We start from the raw sequence: 20,094 nt of genomic DNA on the forward strand, positions 1-20,094 counted from the left end.
GGCGGATTATAAAAACGGCCTTGGAGTGCAAATCGAATGAGACAACGCAGTTGTGATATCAACCAGATAAACGTACGGAAAACCAAACTTATACCGGCCACTGTTATGGTCAGCCTGTTGCTCGTGCTGGGTGGCTGTGCCACCACGGCTCCGGTCGCCGAACCAGAAGCAGCGGGGAGCAGCGCCGTTATGATTAAAATGCCCAACCCCTGCATGCCGCTGATGCCCTGCAAAGACAAACGCCTAACCTTCGCCCGCCTCACAGAGAACAACAACCTTCTTTCCGGAGAGCTGTATCAGACAGCTGTCAGTTTCGACGACCACTACTACCTGTTAAATGCCGAGCCCGGACAATACGTCGCTGTCGCCGTCAGCTACTCAAGAGGCACAGCGGGTTCATTAGGTTCGGGAAATGTTCAGGCAACCTTTAGCAGAACCTTCGGTGAAAACATTCTCTTATCTGAAGAAGCCGTAGAACGCAGCCTGGTTGCCGTAGCCGCTGGTGAATTGGCCGTTATGGGTGCATTTGAACTGGATATTGAAGGCCGCATGGCGATAGCGCCGAGTGCTTCCGCCTTCCTGAAAGACGCCGATGCCACCCAGGCCTATTACGCCCATCAACTTGATCCGGAACTGGAAAGCCGAGGCATAACATCAAGTGCTAAATACTACCGAGGTAGCTATCTGTCGGATGACAACAGCGAGCCAGTTCGAGAGCAATTGTTGAACAACGCAGCGAAGCACATTGGTGCGCAGGGTTGGAGTATTCAGATTGGCAATGCACAGCGGTAACGGCAGCTGATTCAGCGCGAAGTGCCTTGCTGCCACACGGATTAAGCCGCAATGATCGCCGCATTCTTAATACCCCGGCCAACGGCCGGGATACTCTACTCAAACCGCTTGATTCGTTGGTCGGTTGCCGGGTGGCTGGAAAGGTATTCGTCCCAGACCTTGGAATCCTTCTGACCAGCACCATGGCTGTCCATCATCTTGCGCAGCGCCGACGCAAAAGCTTGCCGGTCCAGACCGGCGGCCTGCATCAACTGTAACGCGGCCGTATCGGCTTCCTGTTCCATATCACGCGAATAGGCGAGCTGCGCCAGTGCATAAGGCGCTGTGACGATGATTTCGGAAATGGCCTCGCTGTCACCGGTAATCAGCAATGTAGCGGCGACCAGCGTGGAGGAGCCAATGATGCTGCGTATGCTGTGGTCGTGACGAACATGGCCGATTTCGTGGGCGGCGACGGCGAGGAATTCATCTTCATTAACCAATTCCACAAATTGATCGGTGAATATCAAACTGCCGTCAGGTAAAGCAAAGGCGTTGGCGCCAAACGCAGTGCTGTTGTAGAACAACACACGGACATTCAGCCCAGTTAACCGATCACCAAAATACCGATCGAACGACTGGCGAAGTTCCTGCTGGCGTTCCTCACTGAGTGTTGTTGGGGGGGCAAGCAAGACAACAGCAGGATTTAAGTGCTCGTGGTTGGCTGTAGGAAAATAGCTCGTCTAGCTCCTACAACCGCGCCTTGAGCACCTACGACGTTGTGGGCCGTTTAAGCAGCCTTATCAAGAAACTTAGCGATATCTTCTCTTTTATTCCACAACAACTTTTCGCAATCCATTTCCAAAAGCATATCGATGGTGCGTTTACAACGAGTGTCATCTCTAACGTACCAAGCTAACCAATTTGGACGAATTGTGTCATTAAAAGTTAAGACCTCTGAATCAACTAGTTCACGATAGCTAGCTTTGATAAACTCTTGGGCTTGCAAATCACTAGTCATATACTTTGGCAGACATATTTTTTTTAGAGCAACAGGTCCGCTAGCGACTTCTGCACCAAAACACTGCAATACTTTTCTCCACTTAGTTTTAATTTTATAACTTCGTTTCCAAAAATCACTTTGAGAAATACCTTTAGTCAAGGAGCGCGTCTCCTCATACATGTCAAAAGACCCAGGGAAGAAATTAATTTGCTCTGGAATACCTTTCATAAGGAGCTTCGACTCCTCAGGTATAATTAGTGTCCTTTCACAAGTTAAAAATCTATAACTATCGGCACGATTCAATGCTTCCATATATACTGTTGTTTTTCCACTTCCGGATGATCCCACAACTAATGTTCCACTTTCTGACCTGCAAAATGCCGAGCTATGCATGACTATCGCGCCCCGCGACTCGTAATATGGAACTAATAATTGATCTCTTACTATTCTCCTTACCTCTTTAGATCCTCTGTCCAAGTCAGAATTGTACAGCTTGATAACTTTCTTATCGTAATCACATACAATAACACTCTTTTTTGTAACCGAATCAACAATTGTAAGCCCGTCTTCTTTTGATATCCGTCCAATTCGATCTTCATTTTTAGTGTTCTTTGGCTTATGCATATAAAACTCTGTATAAGAGCAATTAGCGTATTCTGCTAAGGTACTTTCATATAGACCTTCAGAACTATAAAATTCAACTGAACCAATACAAATACAGTCACTTGCAAGTAAGCCTGCATCACGCGTTACAGTAAAATACTCGCCCAATTCATTTTCTAGCAACGTGAACGTGTATGAATCCTCAGAAATTATATAAACATAAGCCTTATTCAATATAACATATAAATTATCACTCATATCATACCTTTTCGTATTCAATGGATTTTGATAAGTCTGAAATCGCTTTTATATTTTTTAAGATTGCCTTTAATTTACCTGTCGGAACCATATTCGGACCATCACTAATCGCTTTGTCAGGCTCAGGGTGCGTTTCGAAGAAAAATCCTTGAACCCCAACAGCTGCCGCCCCCCTTGCCAGCGCTTCAACGCAGTCTCTACGGCCACCTGTAGAAGTTAATTCTGATCCTGGTTGTTGTACGCTATGTGTAGCATCGAAAATAATAGGGATGGATTCTAATTGTAATTGATATATTGCTTTAAAATCATTAACCAAATTATTGTAACCAAAGCATGTCCCCCTCTCCGTAATGAATACAGGACCGTTAGTAAAGGACTTGGCTTTATTGTAAAGTGATATTGTTTCACTTGGCGATAAAAACTGTCCTTTCTTAATATTCAAAATAGCATTTTTGCTCGCAGCTGCCTCTATAATATCCGTCTGTCTACATAACAGCGCTGGTATTTGGATGATATCTACTATATCCCCAGCTTGCCTAGCATGTTGCTCATTATGCACATCAGTGGTTACTTTAAGTCCGTGCTGTTCCCGTACTGCCTCCAAAATTCGCAAGCCTTCATCAATACCAACTCCTCGCTTCGAACTTGCAGAAGTTCTATTTGCCTTATCAAAGCTAGATTTAAATACTATTTTTATACCCAATTCTCTTTCAATATTCACTAGCTCTTCTGCAACCGTCATTACAAGATCATAAGACTCTATTGCACACGGCCCACAAATATATAAAGGAAGATTTTCCACATTATTCTCCTAATGAAATATAAATTAACACAGGCTGATCATCTTATTAAACTTAAATCCTCATTAACAGCATCAAAATCATCATCAGTTAAAGTTGCAATTGACTTATGTCCTAATTTTCCACTAGTCCAATGACTAACTTCAGAACCATGAAACATGTCATTCTTACCTTTCATTGCAGGACCACGAAAAAATAGCGAATAAACTGTCGAATAGGGAATCAATTGATGTATCGCATCATGGTCCAATGTATAGCTGTTACCTTCTCGCACATCATGAGTCATGACTATCGTACTATCATCTACTACACCGTTGATCCTACGATAGATATTTTGACGATAGGATCCAGAGAGCAACAAAGTTGCAATCTTGAATCTATGATTATGCGGGCTTTCTGATCCTTCATTTGGTGAACGCTGCCTTATTTTATGTAATCTCAGTGACCATCCCGTATCGTTACATTTGTAAAGGATATACTTATCAATATTAGGACCACGCTCACTATACTCAGTTCGATTATCACTATATTTTATTTCATTCACGCGCTCTATAATTGGCTGTAGATCTCTTGCTAACTCTAGCAACGAAGCCGTGATCACGGCGTGAAAATCAAGATGATTGACCCAATCAATACGTTGAATTCGATTAACAATGCTTTGATTTATCATGTGTTCGATTCCTTGAATATTCTTATATGCTCTTCCCCTAAAAACCATGCAATATCGGAATTAGGACTGAGCATCGTCATTTTATACATCTTAGAAAATTCGGCCTGATAATTTTTGCAGGTCAACTGTTTAAGATTAGAAAGTTGACAGTTAACGGACGAAGATACGAACTCATTGTCAAATGAGCAAATTGTATCTCTGAACCAAGTTAAAAGCACAATTATGACCTCTTCCAATTGACCCATTTCGAGCTCAGAAAACATGGCCTGCTCATATACTTCCCTGATTCCTCTTGGCACTTTAGGTTCGTTTAAAAATATTTTTGTTGTCCATTTCTTGTTCAAAAAAGATCTATACGACAATGACAAGTATGCAAGTGCCTGACACTCTATATAGTCCCTAAATAGCAATACCACTTGTCTCAAATCGCCATCATAGTAGGCACCTAGCATGTCTTTAAACTTCGCGTAGCCACCATAGAAAAACCGGTGATATAGAAAAGCAAGCATTTCTATGGATGGTGCGCTTACCACCATATTATTGCAAGCATATATACAGAAAGATGATCTCAATCTATAAAGCGATAATAACCATGAAGGTATGATCTCCGGCTTCTTTGTAGTCTGTACTAGTTTTTCATATAAAACTGGGATCATTGAGCAATTTTTATTATACTCATCAAGTTTAATGCACGATATATCATACTTAATATTATTTATATAAATATCATAATTGAACGTCCTACTATGATTGATCACATATACGTCGATGTCCGAAGTACAGTTACCGTATCCAGACACTCTGCTACCGCCTACAAAAACAGTCATAGATTGAGCAATATCTTTGTGTTTATTTAGTTCATCTAATAAAATTTGATTGCTCATGAAATTCTCCAATTGAATAGTTCTGAATAGTTTCCTTTAATTCAGAGAGCGAATCTTTGTCAAACCACAACGGCACTGGCCGCATATTCGAGGGGTCTATAGGCCATCCTATTGTTGCATGTTTTTCAAAGCGCCTAAACTTTAAAGGAAGCTCAAGCACTACTGGCTCCAATGCCTCTCCTTGCAATAATTTGATGATATTACAAATAGACTTAGCACAAGAATAAGCACTTCCATTCTTTTGTGAGTTCAATCTCTGGAGAAGCCACCACTTGTGGTGATCAGGAGCCATATTTAAGTGAGATAATAAGTTTGAGTACTCGTCTTCATTGATCTGTTGGTTTTGAAATTTCGAGTACTCTTTATACAGAGTCTCGCCAAAAACTAATGATTTTTCAACACCTAAGCTCTCATATCTAGAACCAACATGGTACTCAAAAAAATTATGTCCTCCTACAATAAATAGATCATCAACAGAACATGTTTTTCTAAACCTAATGTTGTCGTTTTCAACTCCAACTGAATAGGCTGATCCGATATTTTGCTTGTTTATTTCGTACATTATACGTGTACATGGATTAGTAACAATTAAAGTCGTTCGAGGCGTCAATCTATTAATGTAGGTACATACATCCTCAAAGTTTGAGCTATACAGGCGCTCCTTTAGGTTCTCCCCGGTCGTACTTTTGTTATTCTTTCCCGAAGCTATGACTAAAAGATCACAATTAGATACTTCTGATATATTCGTAGCAATTCGAACCATTTCCGGCTGTGGAGTATCTAATAGAACAGCCCTCAACCTAGCAGAGTACTGAGTACTGTGACTATATAGAATGACTGATATGGTAGGAGCCTCATATTGTAAGAGAGTAATTAGGTCTCTACCAACTTGACCAGCCCCACCAATTATAACTATTTCTGAAAGGCCTCTCGGGATGCTGGCAATCACTTCGGGCACAATGCATTCCATTTCCTTCGCCATTTTTAAACCATCCTTAATCAGTGACTTAATAATTTTGTGATAGTTTTTGATTCAAATTTAAAATTTTACTGCTAAGTAAAATTAATGCACCTATGATAAGGAAGGTTCCAAGCCAAGACAGTAATCTATCTACAGAAATATGACTTCCTAGCAATGCGTATAGCCCCAAGCTTATTGGCATCAAAGATTTAAAGATACTTCCAGAAATCCCAGAAACTTTGCCAATGTCAGATTTTGGAGTAATCAATAGCCTATACGTACGAATACAAACTACATACATCGAATACAAGAATGATTCGGCAAATAGCAACATTGCAATAGTGAATACATTCAAGTTGATCGAACAAATAATATACGCCGCACCAATCAAAATAATGCTAAAAATTAGTATTTTTATGACCCCGAAAAGTTTTTCTAAAGACTCAGAAAAGTAAGACCCCAGTATGGCGCCTAGCCCAGAAATGCCGAGCAAAACTCCTATAGCCGCGTCAGACAATCCCAGTGTTTTTTTGCAATAGAAGATGATGGCAATTTCGGTTAAGACGATTATTGAATTTGTTACAGCTGTCCACCATGATAAAGTCCATAAAGTCTTTAACGAATAAGCTACTTTAAAACCTTTAGCGAAGTCTTTTAAAAATGGACTAGATGAGTCACCTGGATTTACTCTAAAACTAATAGACCCTAAAGTAAGGGTTAAACAAAGTAACAAAACACTTAAGATTAATGCGCTTTTATAGGAAATAAAAATTAACAGTAGCCCAATAATTGCAGGTCCAGTACTATCAATACTGTTGCTTACCATGCTGTTTATTTTAGTGAAATTTACTATCCTGTCACTTGGGAGTTCAAACTTAACCTGAACCATAAACGAGTTGGCAGCGAAATATGTAAATCCCATAGAAGTAAATACCAACCCTACCATCAATCTTTGATCTACAGCGCCTGTTACAGCCAGCAGGAATATTGCAATTGCCTGTCCGGATGTCCCAATAATAAAACCAGATCTACTTCCTATTCGATCAACGATAGTTCCTATAACAAGCCCTATTAGTAGAAATGGCAAGAACTCAAATAGCCTTACACTACTCATGAGACCACTAGAGCTAGTAAGTTCATAAGCCCATAATGGCAGAATGAAGTAAGTAGTTTTTTCGGAAAGAGCCCTAAAAACAGAGATTGCAATAAGGTTTTTCAATTTTTCACCTACGTATTCTTGAGTAATAGGTAGCATCAAACCATACCGATACGGATTTGACTCTGAAATTTGTACATTGAATTATTCACCCCCATCTTGCCAACTAAATAGCGAGTGAAAAAAGCTAGTATGAATTTAGCTATGTACCATGGCTTTAACACCTTAACCTATAAGTTTTTATCGCAGCTGGCTGCAATCAAATAAATTTCTTAGCCCAACGAAATAGACTTTTATTGCCAATTACCTCTCTATTCAATTGGTTCAAAATTTGATCCAGTTGTCGAGTAAAAGTATTTCCTTTTCGCAAAGGATAAAGATTTATGTTTATTATCTTTACAATATTTCGAGCTAGAAACTACTAGTGGAAAATCTATCTTCCTCAACAAGCTGACCATCATTCGGCTATCCAGAATACCTATTGCAAAACTCCCTATAATTGTTGATTCGTTAATACGGTCGATGACCTTTCTGAGTCTTTCAAAAATAGGTAGCTTTTTCCTTTCACTACCCTCTGACAGATCAATAAATAGCGGATTTGCACTTGGAATTAAATCGAATACAACCTTAGGAAGTTCAATTTTTTTAGAAACAGCAAGTGATCTTACTTGATCTATTTGATCTGTGTTCATTTTCTTTAATAGTAGCTCTAGCTCTACAGCATCTCTAACCAAGCACCTGTTCTTGCGATCAAACTGTGTAAGCAGAAAGAATACTTGCAGTGCGCATGTACCTGCTGCTTGTTCGAAAACATCCATTTCCTCCCATGAAATCGACCTTCCATGGAGGTCAATTGGAAACCGCATGCAATGCAACTCAAATCCACGATCCGAATGACTCCCCTTCGGAACAAATCTTGTAGAAAATGTTCTCTTAGGATCTTTAAGCTGCAAGTCAATCGCAAATGACTCTTCATATCCTGCACCATCTAATAGACCACAAACTATTGCAAATGATGCCTCGTCCCTTGTGACTATATCTATGTCCAATGACAGTCGCTTAGTTCCAGATGCGTATAGCTGATCTTCAATCTTTCGACCCTTAATTAGCTTTACACTTTTACCTAGTTGTTTTTCATTGAGAATTAAGTCTAAAGCTTTAGTATTTAAGCTTGCCTCAATCGATATTTCTTGTAGAAAATTCTCTATACTTACATCTTCTAACTCATTTTTTTTTGAATAGATGATTTTTTGATAGAGTAAATATTGGTCTGATAGTTCTGAGTAGTCGGCTAACATTCCGCTCTCTATATATTGCTTGTATTTTGATATCAAAGCTTCTTCTTTCAAAACATTCACCCCATAAGTTGATCAATAAAATTTTGATCAGCTTTATTTAACTCTTGATGATTGGGAAGGAGATCCTTAATTGAAGATAGATAGCGCTCAATAGTTTTAGAGTCTGATGATAATTTTTCGTATATCAATGAAAATGCAGAAAAATAGCTAAGCCTGTTATTATATATTGTAAGCTCTAAAAATTCTACAATACCAATTTCAGGCGGCGAGAGGTTTTCTGAATTACAATCTCTCTTAAACTTAAGAACAAATTTTTGCAGGATTTCATATTGAGAATCAGCATCTGCAAATGAACAAAAAAGAGAGGCGTGACGTGGTATCAAGATATTTTCAATATAAGAAATCATTCCCTATCCCTCTAATAATGAATTATTCATCCAATGCATAATGCTGTATGTATTTAAAACCTGATACTTAATTGATTCTGCTTTTCTATGTGAAAACTCTCCAAAAGTCTTCATCATATGCAAGCTCTCGAGATCATGATCACCATTAGAGTTTATGTCCTCGTGAATGCGCTGAGGCTTAATAACTTTATCTGGTAGGTTGTACAACTCTAATGCACTTAGATAGTCATCAGCGTCGACCCTAGTACCCTCAAATAGAAAAATCATAGAGGAAAATGACTCGATATCAGTTAAGGACATGAGTTTTAGATGGTTCATTAGGACTCGAGTAGCATACCTTGGCGTCAAGCTAGTGATGTCACCTTCCGAGTATCCTAGCTCTATGAGAGATTTTCTTAAGAGCTTTTCATGTCCATACTCTTCCCTAAAAAACTCGAACACTTGATCTGTATACCCAATAGTTTGCGCGATGGCTGCCGATACTGAAGATGAACATAAGCGTGTCACTTGATAGTATTCTTCAATAAATCGGACAACCTCAGCATTACTAAGCGCTCCCTCGAAAAAGAGGGTATCGAATTTGGACTCCCCAATGTTTAGAATATGGTAATATTCAAACCATGCTTCCAGTTCACATTGAAAGGCTAGAGAGTTAACGAAACCCGGGCGGGTGGGTACGCCTTCGGTAACTAACCGCAGCTTTGCTAGCTGTAAAAATATCTCCTCTGCTTTGTCTTCAGCGAGAATTTCATTAATATCTTGTCTTGATGACATTCGCTGGAATAGCACTTTTGCTATTTTTTGCTTTTCTTCACTATCAAATCCAATCGTAATCTCTTGATCAAAAATTTCTATTCTTAGCTTTTCATGATTAATCCATGAAAAGCTTAAGTTTGGGTTCAGTACAGGGTGCTGAAATATCATATATTGATTTCCTTATTCACTATATTGGGATTCAATATTCCCTATAATTAACTAGGGGAGGTATTCCTCCCCTTTTCTAACCAGATTTAATCTAGTGTATTACAGTGCCGAAGTGGCACGACGTACACGTTTAGCTTTTAAAATATCCATTAAAATCTTCCTTATATAGTTAGTTGCTAATTTACTCTCACGATTAATGAGAGCAATTTCAAATTCGCATAATTTAACTCTTGATGCAATTCCCTTCCGAGGATTTTTTCCAATTATGACAACTTTTTCAAACGATGGTCGACTTGATAGCACCCATCAAAGCCTGATCTCTAATAATCTGATTGAAGCGTTACGCTAGTAATTAGTTGTTGATGACCTTACTGCCTCGTTCATGCCTGCCTTCGAGTACTTTCAATAATCCGGTTCTCTTGACTCAGCTGAACATTCCCAAACCCTAGTCATCTAGAGAATGGAGCTAATGTTTTCGGCTGCCTATAGCTTTCGTCTAAGCGATGTAAACAATTCAAGAACGTCCAGTGTGAGGGCCCAATCGGTCCAGCTCGCGACCAGTAGCAAATAAAAGCCCCAACCACTCAACGTGATTGGGGCTTCTCAAAATTTAGTACCAGAGGCCAGACTCGATGGTCCGGCATCTCGGCCGAACGGCCAGTGTGCTGGTCCAATCGGTCCAGCTCGCGACGCCAGGCACAAAAAAGCCCCAACCACTTTCGTGATCAGGGCTCTTTAAAATCTGGTACCAGAGGCCGGACTCGATGGTCCGACACATCGGCCGAACGGTTTGAGTCCGACTCGCGACGCAGAGCAATAAAAAAGCCCCGACCACATATCGTGATCAGGGCTCTCATATATCTGGTACCAGAGGCCGGACTCGACGGTCCGACGCCTCGGCCGGCACGTGCCGGTTTGAGTCCGGTCGCGACGCCCAGCAACGAAAAAGCCCTGACCACTTTTACATGATCAGGGCTTCGTCAAATACTGGTACCAGAGGCCGGACTCGAACCGGCACAGTGTTGCCACCGGGGGATTTTGAATCCCCTGCGTCTACCAATTTCGCCACTCTGGCATTGCACCTCGCAAGGTGTGGGGCATTCTAGCGAAAAATCCTTGCCCGTCAATGGGTTGTCTGGGTCAGTTTGTGGTTTTCACGCGCCAGTTGATGGTCTGACCGGCTTGGAACGGGACGATGCTGTCGCCGTCGGGCAGGTCGATCACCTCGGGCAACTGCCAGGGTTCGCGCACCAGCGTGACCGTGCCCTGGTTCAGCGGCAGGCCGTAGAAGTTGGGGCCGTGTTCGCTGGCGAAGGCTTCGAGTTTGTCGAGCGCGCCCAGTTCGTCGAACACCTGAGCGTAGAGTTCCAGTGCCGACCAGGCGGAATAGCAGCCGGCGCAGCCACAACTGCTTTCTTTCTTATGGCGTTCGTGCGGCGCCGAATCGGTACCCAGGAAGAACTTGGGCGAACCGCTAGCGACGGCGGCGCGCAACGCCTCTTGATGTGTGCGGCGCTTGAGCACCGGCAAACAGTAGTTGTGTGGGCGGATGCCGCCGACCAGCAAGTCGTTGCGGTTCAACATCAGGTGTTGCGGCGTCAGCGTGGCGGCAACGCGCTCAGGCGCTTCCAACACGAAATCGGCGGCGTCTTTCGTAGTGATGTGTTCGAACACCACCTTTAAGCCGGGGTGACGCTCAACGATGCCGCGCAAGTGGCGTTCGATAAACACCGCTTCACGATCGAAAATATCCACCTCGCCGTCGGTCACTTCACCGTGAATCAGCAGCAACAAACCGGCTTCGGCCAGCGCATTAAACACCGGGTCGAGTGAATCCAACGCGCTGATGCCAGCGGTGGAATTGGTCGTCGCACCCGCCGGATACAGCTTGGCGGCAACCACACCGGCGGCTTTGGCGGCCTGAATATCGGCGGCGGTGGTGCGGTCGGTTAAATAGAGCGTCATCAGCGGCTCGAAGGTGCTGCCCTGCGGACGAGCGGCGCGTATGCGTTCGCGATAGGCGCTGGCCATCTCGGCAGTGGTGACCGGCGGCGTTAAGTTGGGCATAACGATGGCGCGCGCAAAGCAGCGGGCGGTGGCGGGTACGGTTTCAGTGAGCAGGGCGTCGTCGCGGAAATGCAGGTGCCAGTCGTCGGGCGTGCGCAGCGTCAGTTGGGTCATCGTCGGGCCTGAAGCGGGAAGCAAGAAGGTGCGGCAGTTTATCAGATTCACACCTAAGTCGCTGTCATCGGCTTGTCATGGCAGCGCACTAGTCTGGGCGCGTCGTTAGAGCACTCGACCACCGATCCAAGTAGTTTCCTGCGGGATCGGAGAACCTCGGAACCTTGGCCGGCCCCTGCCGGCCTTTTTTTATGCCCGCTCTGCCCCTAAAATACGCGGCCCTTTTTAGCCGGCCCGACGACCCGAATGGACGTTCGCGACTTCGATTTTTCCTTGCCCGACGAGCTGATTGCCCGCCAACCCACCGCCGAACGCACTGGCAGCCGCCTGCTGTGTCTCGATGGAGCCAGCGGCCAGATCGCGCATCGTCAATTCCCCGATTTGCTAAACCAGTTGCAGCCTGGCGATTTGCTGGTGTTCAACAACACCAAGGTGATACCGGCGCGGCTGTTCGGCCAGAAAGCCAGCGGCGGCAAGGTGGAAGTGCTGATCGAGCGGATGACCGGCGAGCAAACCGCACTGGCGCATGTGCGTTCGTCGCGCTCGCCGAAAGAAGGCGCTCAATTATCGCTCGAAGGCGGCATCGAACTGGAAGTGACCGGCCGCGACGACAATCTGTTCCAGCTGCGCTGTTTAAATGACGCACCCTTGGTCGAGTTGCTGGAACAACACGGCCACATGCCGCTGCCGCCGTACATCGACCGCGCCGACGAGGCCAGCGATCGCGACCGCTACCAAACCGTTTACGCCGAACGCCGCGGTGCCGTTGCTGCACCGACCGCCGGTCTGCATTTCGACACCGCCCTGCTGGAAGCTCTGGCCGCCAAAGACGTGAACACCGCTTTCGTGACGTTGCACGTTGGCGCCGGCACGTTTCAGCCGGTCAAAGCCGACAAAATCGAAGACCACCGCATGCACTCGGAATGGATTGAAGTGACCGAGGCCGTGGTCGAGGCCGTTCGGCAAACCCGTGCACGTGGCGGCCGGGTGATTGCCGTGGGCACAACGTCCGTGCGCTCACTCGAATCGGCCGCCGCTTCTGGCGAATTGCAGCCGTTCACTGGCGATACCAACATCTTTATTTATCCGGGCTATCGTTTTCGCGTGGTCGATGCGCTGATCACTAACTTTCATTTACCGCAGTCGACGCTGATCATGCTGGTCAGCGCTTTTGCCGGTCGCGAGGCGGTGATGGCCGCTTATCAGGCCGCCATTGACGAGCGCTATCGCTTTTTCAGTTACGGCGATGCGATGTTCGTCAGCCGCAAACCCGAGGACACCGCATGACCCGCTCCTGCTTTATGGATTTCGAACTCAAGACCACCGACGGCGCTGCCCGTCGCGGCACGCTGAATTTCCCGCGCGGCAAGGTCGAAACACCGGCGTTTATGCCGGTCGGCACCTACGGCACGGTGAAAGGCATGACGCCGCAGCAGATCGAAGAGATCGGCGCGCACATCATTTTGGGCAACACCTTTCATTTAATGTTGCGGCCGGGCACACAGGTGATTGAAGAGCACGGCGACCTGCACGATTTCGCCGGCTGGAATAAACCGATTCTGACTGACTCCGGCGGTTTCCAGGTGTTCTCGCTGGGCAAGATGCGCAAGATCACCGAGGAAGGCGTGACGTTTCGCTCGCCGGTCGATGGCGCCAAGGTCGAACTGACGCCGGAACGCTCGATGGAAGTACAACGCGCCCTGGGTTCCGACATCGTGATGATTTTCGACGAATGCACGCCGCACCCGGCTACCCATGATGTCGCTAAAAAGTCGATGGAACTGAGCCTGCGCTGGGCGCAACGCTCGAAAACCGCCCACGGCGACAGCCCGTCGGCGCTGTTCGGCATCATTCAGGGCGGCATGTACGAAGACTTGCGCGACGTCAGCCTGAACGGCTTGACCGACATCGGTTTCGACGGCTACGCCATTGGCGGCCTCAGCGTCGGCGAGCCGAAAGAAGACATGATGCGCATGCTCGATCACGTCACCCCAAAAATGCCGACCGACAAGCCGCGTTATCTGATGGGCGTCGGTACGCCGGAAGATCTGGTGGAAGGCGTGCGTCGCGGCGTCGATATGTTCGATTGCGTGATGCCGACGCGTAACGGCCGCAACGGCCACTTCTTCACCACCGATGGCGTGGTGCGCATTCGCAACGCCCGCCATCGTCACGACACCGCGCCGCTTGATGCGCAGTGCGATTGCTACACCTGTCAGAACTTCAGCCGCGCCTATTTACACCATCTCGACAAATGCGGCGAAATGCTCGGCGCTCAGCTCGGCACTTTGCACAATCTGCGCTATTACCAGCGGCTGATGGCCGGTTTGCGCGGGGCAATTGAAGCGGGTAAATTGTCGGCCTTTGTCGACGACTTCTACGCTGCCCGCGGCTTGGATACACCGCCGTTGCAGCCCTAATCGACTAACAACCTTTACCCAGCCTTGAGGCTCGGCCAAACGGCCCCATCAAATGGGGCTGCTATGCCTATCTACCTGCCTCTGGCTAACGATAATTTCAATCAACCTCTGGCATTTCGGAGTTAACAATGAAAAAACTGATCGCCGCCGCCCTGGCCCTGTCTCCGGCACTGGCACTGGCCGCTCCGGCCCCGGCTCAACCGACCTGGCAATTGCCGATCATGCTCGGCCTGTTCGTGCTGATCTTCTGGTTCATGGTCTGGCGTCCGCAAAGCAAGCGCGCCAAAGAACACAAAGCGCTGATCGCCGCGCTGAGCAAAGGCGATGAAGTGACCACCGCTGCGGGCATCGCCGGCAAGGTCACCAAGGTCAGCGACGACTACGTCAGCGTGGAAGTTGCCGCCAACGTCGAACTGACGTTCCAGAAACAAGCCATCGTAGCCACTCTGCCCAAGGGCACGCTGAAGGCCATCTGATCGGCCGACGCTAACGCCGCTTCCCCGGAAGCGGCGTTTTCTTTTGGCTGTGTTGTTGGCTGTATTAATAGACAGGCAATCGCAACCGCGCTCAGGAAACCCACATGTTGAACAAGTACCCGCTGTGGAAATACGCCGTCATCGTTATCGTTTTGGCGTTAGGCATCCTCTACAGCTTGCCGAATCTTTTCCCCGCCGACCCGGCTGTCCAGGTGCGTGGCGCCGACGCCGGCATGGTCATGAATCAGACCAGCCTGAACCGCATTTCTTCCTTACTCGACGAAGCCGGCATTGACCACTTCGGCGAGGAAATCGTCGGCCAGTCTGCCCTGGTCCGGCTGCATTCCAACGACGCCCAGCTCGACGCCAAAGCCGCCATTCAACGCGGCCTGGGCAGCGACTACATCGTCGCCCTCAACCTGGCACCGACCACGCCCGACTGGCTGACGGCCATCGGCGCCCAGCCAATGTCGCTGGGTCTGGATTTGTCCGGCGGCGTGCACTTCCTGTTGGAAGTCGACATGGACCGTTTCATCGACACCCAATTGAACAGCTACGCCGCCAACATCCGGCGCAGCTTCCGCGAAGAAAACATCCGTTATCGCGGTGTCGATGTACTGGATAACGATTCCATTCAACTGCTGCTGGCCGATACCGATTTCCGCGATCAGGCCGAGCGCTGGCTGAACACCAACCTGGGCGATTTCCAGATTGATGAGATTGAATCCCGCGGCTTGCCGGGCCTGTCGTTGACGCTCACCGAAGCGCGCATCAACGAATTGCAGGATTACGCCGTCAGCCAGAACCGCACCACCCTGAACAACCGCGTCAACGAACTCGGTGTGGCCGAACCGCTGGTGCAGCGCCAGGGCGAAAACCGCATTGTTGTTGAGCTGCCAGGCGTGCAGGACACCGCTCAGGCGAAGAACATTCTCGGCAAAGCCGCCAACCTGGAATTCCGTTTGGAAGCCACCAGCGGTGGTGAAGTCTTCCCGATGCGTTCCAGCCAGGGCGGTCGTGGCACTGCCGCGCTGGAGCGCGATGTCATCGTCACCGGCGACAACGTGACCGACGCTCGCGTCTCTTACGACCAGAACGGCCTGCCACAAGTGCAGGTCAGCCTGGACGGCGAAGGCGGCTCGCGCATGGGTCAGGTAACGCGTGCCAACATCGGTCGGCCGATGGGCGTGTTGTTCATTGAACAGAAGTCGGTGCTGCAACGTTACGAGCAGCAAAACGGCGAACAGGTGCCGATTTACAACAGCGTCGAAGAGCGGGAAATCATTTCGCTGGCGACCATTCGCGGCGCCTTCTCCAACTCCTTCGTGATTACCGGTCTGGACAGCCCGCAAGAAGCATCCGACCTGGCGTTGCTGCTGCGCGCCGGTGCGCTGGCTGCGCCGATGAGCTTTGTTGAAGAACGCACCATTGGCCCGAGCCTGGGTGCGGAAAACATCCGTCAGGGCACCAACTCGGTGATCATCGGTTTCGCGCTGGTGATTCTGTTTATGATCGCCTGGTACAAAGTGTTCGGTGTGTTCGCCAGCGTCGCGCTGGGTGCCAACCTGATTCTGACCGTGGCAGTCATGTCGCTGATGGGTGCCACCCTGACGCTGCCGGGTATCGCCGGTATCGTGCTGACGGTCGGTATGGCGGTGGACGCCAACGTGCTGATCTACAGCCGTATCCGCGAGGAACTGGCCGAAGGACGCTCACCGCAAACGGCCATCGACGCCGGTTACGGCCGCGCCTTTGTCACCATTCTGGATGCCAACATCACCACCTTGATTGTGGCGGTGATTCTGTTTGCCATCGGCACTGGCCCGGTCAAAGGCTTCGCGGTCACGCTCTCGGTGGGCATCATCACTTCCATGTTCACAGCCATCATGCTGACGCGTGCGCTGGCCAACCTGACCTTCGGTGGTCGGGCTGTGAAAAAGCTGCCGATCTGAGGACGACGACATGAGTGAACCCAAGGTTTTGAATTTTATGGGTCGTCGCCATTGGGCGGCTGCCTTCTCCATCACGCTGCTGTTGATCTCCGTTGTGTCACTGGTTGTGCGCGGCCTGAACTACGGCCTGGATTTCACCGGCGGCGCGCAGATTGAAGTCGGCTATGAACAGCCGGCCGATGTCGAGCAGGTGCGCACCATTCTGACCGACGCCGGCTACCGCGATGTTGTGGTGCAATATTTTGGCAACAACACCGACGTGCTGATTCGCATGCAGGAAGACAACAACCCCAACCTCGGCACCGATGTGCTGGCGCTGTTGTCGCAAGAGCGCAACGACGTTGAACTGCGCCGCAACGAATACGTTGGCCCGCAGGTCGGCGAAGAACTGCGCGAGAAAGGCGGCATCGGCATGCTGGTCGCGCTCGGCCTGGTGATGGTCTACATCGCCTTGCGCTTCCAGTTCAAATTCGCCGTTGGCGCGGTCGCCGCTTTGATTCACGACGTCATCATCGTGCTGGGCTTTTTCTCGGTGACGCAGTTTGCGTTCGATCTGACGGTACTGGCAGCCATTCTGGCGGTGATCGGTTACTCGCTGAACGACACCATCGTGGTCGCCGACCGCATCCGGGAAAACTTCCGCACCGTGCGCCGCGACGACTCGCTCTATCTGGTGAACCTGTCGCTGACACAAACGCTGAGCCGGACGATCATCACCTCCTTGACCACCTTGCTGGTGTTGATCGCGCTGGGCCTTTTCGGCGGCGAACTGATTCGCGCGTTTTCCGAAGCGCTGACCGTCGGCGTCGTCATCGGTACTTATTCATCGATCTACGTGGCGTCGAATATTCTGCTGACCATGCAGTTGTCGAAAGAAGACCTGATGCCGCCGGAAAAGGAAAAAGCCGACCAGGACGAAGTGCCGTCCTGGCTGGCTGACCCGGAAGACGACAAGCCTTAATTGGCTCGCCTTCGTCCATCCTTTCGAGCCCCGGCCCCGCGCCGGGGCTCTCGATTTTGACGCCCCTTTCCGCTAAGGTTCGCGCTCTCCAATTGATTTGCTGAAGAGCCTCATGAGCACCACGCGCGTACTGACCGGCATCACCACCACCGGCATTCCACACCTGGGCAATTACGCCGGCGCCATTCGCCCGGCCATCGCTGCCAGCCAGAATCCGAACACCGAATCCTTTCTGTTTCTTGCCGACTATCACGCCCTGATCAAATGTCAGGAACCGGCTCGAGTGCAGGAATCGGTACGCGCCATCGCCGCCACCTGGCTCGCCTGCGGCCTCGACCCGGAGCGCGTAACGTTCTATCGCCAGACCGACATTCCCGAAATCACCGAACTGACCTGGGTGCTGACCACCGTCACCGCCAAAGGTTTGATGAACCGCGCTCACGCTTATAAAGCCGCGGTGCAAGACAACATCGACGACAACGACGCCGACCCGGATCGTGGCATCACCATGGGTTTGTTCAGCTACCCGATTCTGATGGCCGCCGACATTCTGATGTTCAATGGCGAAAAAATTCCGGTCGGCAAAGACCAGACTCAGCACATCGAAATGGCGCGCGACATCGCCGGCCGATTCAACCACATCTACGGCGACACCTTCACGTTGCCGGAAGCGGTGATTGAAGAATCGGGCATGATTCTGCCCGGCCTCGACGGTCGCAAGATGTCGAAGAGTTACAACAACACCATTCCGTTGTTCGAAGAAGAAAAGAAATTCCGCAAGCTGATCAACAAGATCAAAACCAACTTGCTGGAACCGGGCGAACCGAAAGACCCGAACGACTCGGCGCTGTTCGACATTTATTCCGCCTTCGCCAGCCCCGAACAAATTGCCGACATGCGCCAGCAATACGCCAATGGCATCGCCTGGGGCGAGATGAAGCAGAAACTGTTCGAATTCCTCAACGAGGAACTGCAAGGCAAACGCGAACAGTATCGGCTGTTTATGGACGACCCGGCGCAGCTCGACGCCATCCTCAAACGCGGTGCGGAAAAAGCGCGCGACCTGTCGGTGCCGTTGATGGCCGACGTGCGCCGTAAAGTCGGCATCGGCCCGATCGCGGGTTAATTGTGAACGCTTCAGCCGGCCTGGCACTGCTGCTGGCCCGGCACTGGCCGGAGCCGAATTCCACCGCCGCAGGCCGGCGCACACTCGACCTGATCGGCGCGCTGGAAACGGCGGGTTATCGGGTCGAAATCGCCAGCCCGGCGGAAACCTCCCCATTCCAGGCCAACACCGGCCACGTTCAACACAGCATCGCCGTCAACGATTCCCGCTTCGACGACTGGATCAAACCGCTCAATCCAGCGCTGGTGATTTACGACCGCTTCGTCATGGAAGAACAGTTCGGTTGGCGCGTGCATCAGCAATGTCCGACTGCGCTCACGCTGCTCGACACCAGCGACTTCCACAGCTTGCGCGAAGCGCGTCAGCAAGCACTCACCTCCGGCGAACCGCTGAATCTATTCAACGCCACCGCTGAGCGCGAACTGGCGGCGATGGCACGCTGCGATTTGACGTTGATGATTTCCCAGGTGGAAATCGATTTGCTGCAAAACCAGTTTCATGTCCCGGCCGAACAACTGCTGTATCTGCCATTTCTGGTCGATCAATTACCCGACCTCAACGCCCTGCCCGGCTTCGACGACCGTCAGAATTTAATGATGATTGGCGGCTTCAAGCACGCGCCAAACCGCGACGCCGTAGCCTGGTTTCGCACTCAAATCTGGCCTTTGGTACGCGCCCGCTTACCGGGCGTTGAATGCCACGTCTATGGCGCCTACGCCGATCACGCCATGCAGCAACAGCATCAACCCAAGGCGGGTTTTTATCTGCGCGGACGCGTCGAGGATGCGTTGGCGACGATGCAGCAATACCGACTGAATTTAGCGCCGCTGCGTTTTGGCGCCGGCCAGAAAGGCAAGATTCTCGACGGCTGGCTGACCGGCACGCCAACAGTGACCACGCCAATCGGCGCGGAATCAATGGCCGCCGCCGACGCCTGGGTTTATCCGCTCAGTGACGATCCGCAACAATTGGCCGATACCATCGTGCGGCTCTACACCGACCCAGTTGCCTGGCAGCAAACGCAGCGATCCGGCCTGGATGCATTGAAAAGCGGCTTTTGGCATCAAGATTATGTGCCAGGCTTCGTCCGCCGCCTGAACCAGGTGGCGCTGAATCTGGCCGACCATCGCAACCGCCAGATTTGGGGTCGCATCCTGCGGCGGACCGAACATCGGGCCGAAGAGTTTATGAGCCGCTGGATAGAAGCAAAGAATCGCACGCCATAGCCTAAACTCATCGGACT

The 20,094-nt window shown here is 49.4% G+C and carries 19 protein-coding genes and 1 tRNA gene; 8 read left to right on the forward strand and 12 right to left on the reverse strand.

All coding sequences use genetic code 11. The features are described 5' to 3' along the window. Positions 1 to 36 precede the first annotated feature (36 nt). Positions 37 to 792 carry a hypothetical protein gene (locus DW349_RS12875; RefSeq protein WP_108124931.1) on the forward strand — a complete coding sequence of 252 codons (756 nt, stop codon included), beginning with the start codon at positions 37 to 39 and terminating at the stop codon, positions 790 to 792. A 95-nt stretch (positions 793 to 887) separates the two neighbouring features. Here DW349_RS12875 and DW349_RS12880 read toward each other — a convergent pair whose 3' ends face one another. The 12 genes from DW349_RS12880 to pyrC all read right to left on the reverse strand — a co-directional run bounded on the left by DW349_RS12880 (position 888) and on the right by pyrC (position 11,916). Continuing rightward, positions 888 to 1,463, reverse strand: a complete 576-nt coding sequence (locus DW349_RS12880) for a M48 family metallopeptidase (RefSeq protein ID WP_108124930.1) — start codon at positions 1,461 to 1,463, stop codon at positions 888 to 890. A 98-nt stretch (positions 1,464 to 1,561) separates the two neighbouring features. After that, positions 1,562 to 2,635, reverse strand: a complete 1,074-nt coding sequence (locus DW349_RS17375; protein WP_157954301.1) for a hypothetical protein — start codon at positions 2,633 to 2,635, stop codon at positions 1,562 to 1,564. Between the two features lies 1 nt (position 2,636). Then, a complete protein-coding gene (gene kdsA / locus DW349_RS12890) occupies positions 2,637 to 3,437 on the reverse strand; it encodes a 3-deoxy-8-phosphooctulonate synthase (RefSeq protein ID WP_198650449.1) in 801 nt (266 codons plus the stop codon). A 38-nt stretch (positions 3,438 to 3,475) separates the two neighbouring features. After that, positions 3,476 to 4,105, reverse strand: coding sequence for a hypothetical protein (locus DW349_RS17380; RefSeq protein ID WP_157954300.1), 630 nt, complete (start codon positions 4,103 to 4,105; stop codon positions 3,476 to 3,478). Beyond that, entirely contained in the window at positions 4,102 to 4,989 is an 888-nt protein-coding gene (locus DW349_RS17385) for a hypothetical protein (RefSeq protein ID WP_157954299.1), read from the reverse strand. The genes DW349_RS17380 and DW349_RS17385 overlap by 4 nt, the downstream gene beginning before the upstream one ends. After that, positions 4,964 to 5,947: a Rossmann-fold NAD(P)-binding domain-containing protein gene (locus DW349_RS12900; protein ID WP_157954298.1), complete on the reverse strand. Its 984-nt coding sequence runs from the start codon at positions 5,945 to 5,947 to the stop codon at positions 4,964 to 4,966. Before DW349_RS12900 ends, DW349_RS17385 begins: the two co-directional genes overlap by 26 nt. Positions 5,948 to 5,996: 49 nt before the next feature. Beyond that, positions 5,997 to 7,205 carry an MFS transporter gene (locus DW349_RS12905; protein ID WP_108124925.1) on the reverse strand — a complete coding sequence of 403 codons (1,209 nt, stop codon included), beginning with the start codon at positions 7,203 to 7,205 and terminating at the stop codon, positions 5,997 to 5,999. A 212-nt stretch (positions 7,206 to 7,417) separates the two neighbouring features. Beyond that, the gene (locus DW349_RS12910; protein ID WP_157954297.1) at positions 7,418 to 8,455 is read right to left on the reverse strand and encodes a hypothetical protein; all 1,038 of its coding nucleotides are present in this window, start codon (positions 8,453 to 8,455) and stop codon (positions 7,418 to 7,420) included. Between the two features lie 5 nt (positions 8,456 to 8,460). After that, on the reverse strand, positions 8,461 to 8,811 hold the full coding sequence (locus tag DW349_RS17390; RefSeq protein ID WP_157954296.1) for a hypothetical protein: 351 nt from the start codon (positions 8,809 to 8,811) through the stop codon (positions 8,461 to 8,463). Positions 8,812 to 8,814: 3 nt separating this feature from the next. Further along, positions 8,815 to 9,735 carry a hypothetical protein gene (locus DW349_RS12915; RefSeq protein WP_108124923.1) on the reverse strand — a complete coding sequence of 307 codons (921 nt, stop codon included), beginning with the start codon at positions 9,733 to 9,735 and terminating at the stop codon, positions 8,815 to 8,817. Positions 9,736 to 10,723: 988 nt separating this feature from the next. After that, positions 10,724 to 10,810: transfer RNA gene (locus tag DW349_RS12920), tRNA-Leu, on the reverse strand. A 65-nt stretch (positions 10,811 to 10,875) separates the two neighbouring features. Beyond that, positions 10,876 to 11,916: a dihydroorotase gene (gene pyrC / locus DW349_RS12925; protein ID WP_108124922.1), complete on the reverse strand. Its 1,041-nt coding sequence runs from the start codon at positions 11,914 to 11,916 to the stop codon at positions 10,876 to 10,878. Positions 11,917 to 12,162: 246 nt separating this feature from the next. Here pyrC and queA point away from each other — a divergent pair, with 246 nt between their 5' ends. The 7 genes from queA to DW349_RS12960 all read left to right on the forward strand — a co-directional run bounded on the left by queA (position 12,163) and on the right by DW349_RS12960 (position 20,077). After that, positions 12,163 to 13,203, forward strand: coding sequence for a tRNA preQ1(34) S-adenosylmethionine ribosyltransferase-isomerase QueA (gene queA / locus DW349_RS12930; protein WP_108124921.1), 1,041 nt, complete (start codon positions 12,163 to 12,165; stop codon positions 13,201 to 13,203). Between the two features lie 14 nt (positions 13,204 to 13,217). Beyond that, complete coding sequence (gene tgt / locus DW349_RS12935; RefSeq protein WP_108125309.1) at positions 13,218 to 14,336, forward strand: tRNA guanosine(34) transglycosylase Tgt; 1,119 nt, start codon at positions 13,218 to 13,220, stop codon at positions 14,334 to 14,336. 128 nt (positions 14,337 to 14,464) lie between these two features. Further along, the gene (gene yajC / locus DW349_RS12940; RefSeq protein ID WP_108124920.1) at positions 14,465 to 14,812 is read left to right on the forward strand and encodes a preprotein translocase subunit YajC; all 348 of its coding nucleotides are present in this window, start codon (positions 14,465 to 14,467) and stop codon (positions 14,810 to 14,812) included. Positions 14,813 to 14,916: 104 nt separating this feature from the next. Continuing rightward, positions 14,917 to 16,764 carry a protein translocase subunit SecD gene (gene secD, locus DW349_RS12945; protein ID WP_108124919.1) on the forward strand — a complete coding sequence of 616 codons (1,848 nt, stop codon included), beginning with the start codon at positions 14,917 to 14,919 and terminating at the stop codon, positions 16,762 to 16,764. 10 nt (positions 16,765 to 16,774) lie between these two features. Beyond that, a complete protein-coding gene (secF, locus tag DW349_RS12950) occupies positions 16,775 to 17,725 on the forward strand; it encodes a protein translocase subunit SecF (RefSeq protein ID WP_108124918.1) in 951 nt (316 codons plus the stop codon). Between the two features lie 112 nt (positions 17,726 to 17,837). Further along, entirely contained in the window at positions 17,838 to 18,851 is a 1,014-nt protein-coding gene (locus tag DW349_RS12955; protein WP_108124917.1) for a tryptophan--tRNA ligase, read from the forward strand. Between the two features lie 2 nt (positions 18,852 to 18,853). Then, on the forward strand, positions 18,854 to 20,077 hold the full coding sequence (locus DW349_RS12960; protein ID WP_232819291.1) for a glycosyltransferase: 1,224 nt from the start codon (positions 18,854 to 18,856) through the stop codon (positions 20,075 to 20,077). The last annotated feature ends 17 nt before the right edge of the window (positions 20,078 to 20,094 follow it).

Origin of the sequence: Saccharospirillum mangrovi (assembly GCF_003367315.1) — a bacterium.
GTDB classification, from domain to species: domain Bacteria; phylum Pseudomonadota; class Gammaproteobacteria; order Pseudomonadales; family Natronospirillaceae; genus Saccharospirillum; species Saccharospirillum mangrovi.

Excerpts from the sequence above, each read along its gene's own strand:
- DW349_RS12875 (WP_108124931.1), top strand. The coding sequence starts at position 37 with ATGAGACAACGCAGTTGTGATATCAACCAGATAAACGTACGGAAAACC.
- DW349_RS17375 (WP_157954301.1), bottom strand. The coding sequence starts at position 2,635 with ATGAGTGATAATTTATATGTTATATTGAATAAGGCTTATGTTTATATA.
- DW349_RS17380 (WP_157954300.1), bottom strand. The coding sequence starts at position 4,105 with ATGATAAATCAAAGCATTGTTAATCGAATTCAACGTATTGATTGGGTC.
- DW349_RS17385 (WP_157954299.1), bottom strand. The coding sequence starts at position 4,989 with ATGAGCAATCAAATTTTATTAGATGAACTAAATAAACACAAAGATATT.
- DW349_RS12905 (WP_108124925.1), bottom strand. The coding sequence starts at position 7,205 with ATGCTACCTATTACTCAAGAATACGTAGGTGAAAAATTGAAAAACCTT.
- DW349_RS17390 (WP_157954296.1), bottom strand. The coding sequence starts at position 8,811 with ATGATTTCTTATATTGAAAATATCTTGATACCACGTCACGCCTCTCTT.
- DW349_RS12915 (WP_108124923.1), bottom strand. The coding sequence starts at position 9,735 with ATGATATTTCAGCACCCTGTACTGAACCCAAACTTAAGCTTTTCATGG.
- pyrC (WP_108124922.1), bottom strand. The coding sequence starts at position 11,916 with ATGACCCAACTGACGCTGCGCACGCCCGACGACTGGCACCTGCATTTC.
- queA (WP_108124921.1), top strand. The coding sequence starts at position 12,163 with ATGGACGTTCGCGACTTCGATTTTTCCTTGCCCGACGAGCTGATTGCC.
- tgt (WP_108125309.1), top strand. The coding sequence starts at position 13,218 with ATGGATTTCGAACTCAAGACCACCGACGGCGCTGCCCGTCGCGGCACG.
- yajC (WP_108124920.1), top strand. The coding sequence starts at position 14,465 with ATGAAAAAACTGATCGCCGCCGCCCTGGCCCTGTCTCCGGCACTGGCA.
- secD (WP_108124919.1), top strand. The coding sequence starts at position 14,917 with ATGTTGAACAAGTACCCGCTGTGGAAATACGCCGTCATCGTTATCGTT.
- secF (WP_108124918.1), top strand. The coding sequence starts at position 16,775 with ATGAGTGAACCCAAGGTTTTGAATTTTATGGGTCGTCGCCATTGGGCG.
- DW349_RS12955 (WP_108124917.1), top strand. The coding sequence starts at position 17,838 with ATGAGCACCACGCGCGTACTGACCGGCATCACCACCACCGGCATTCCA.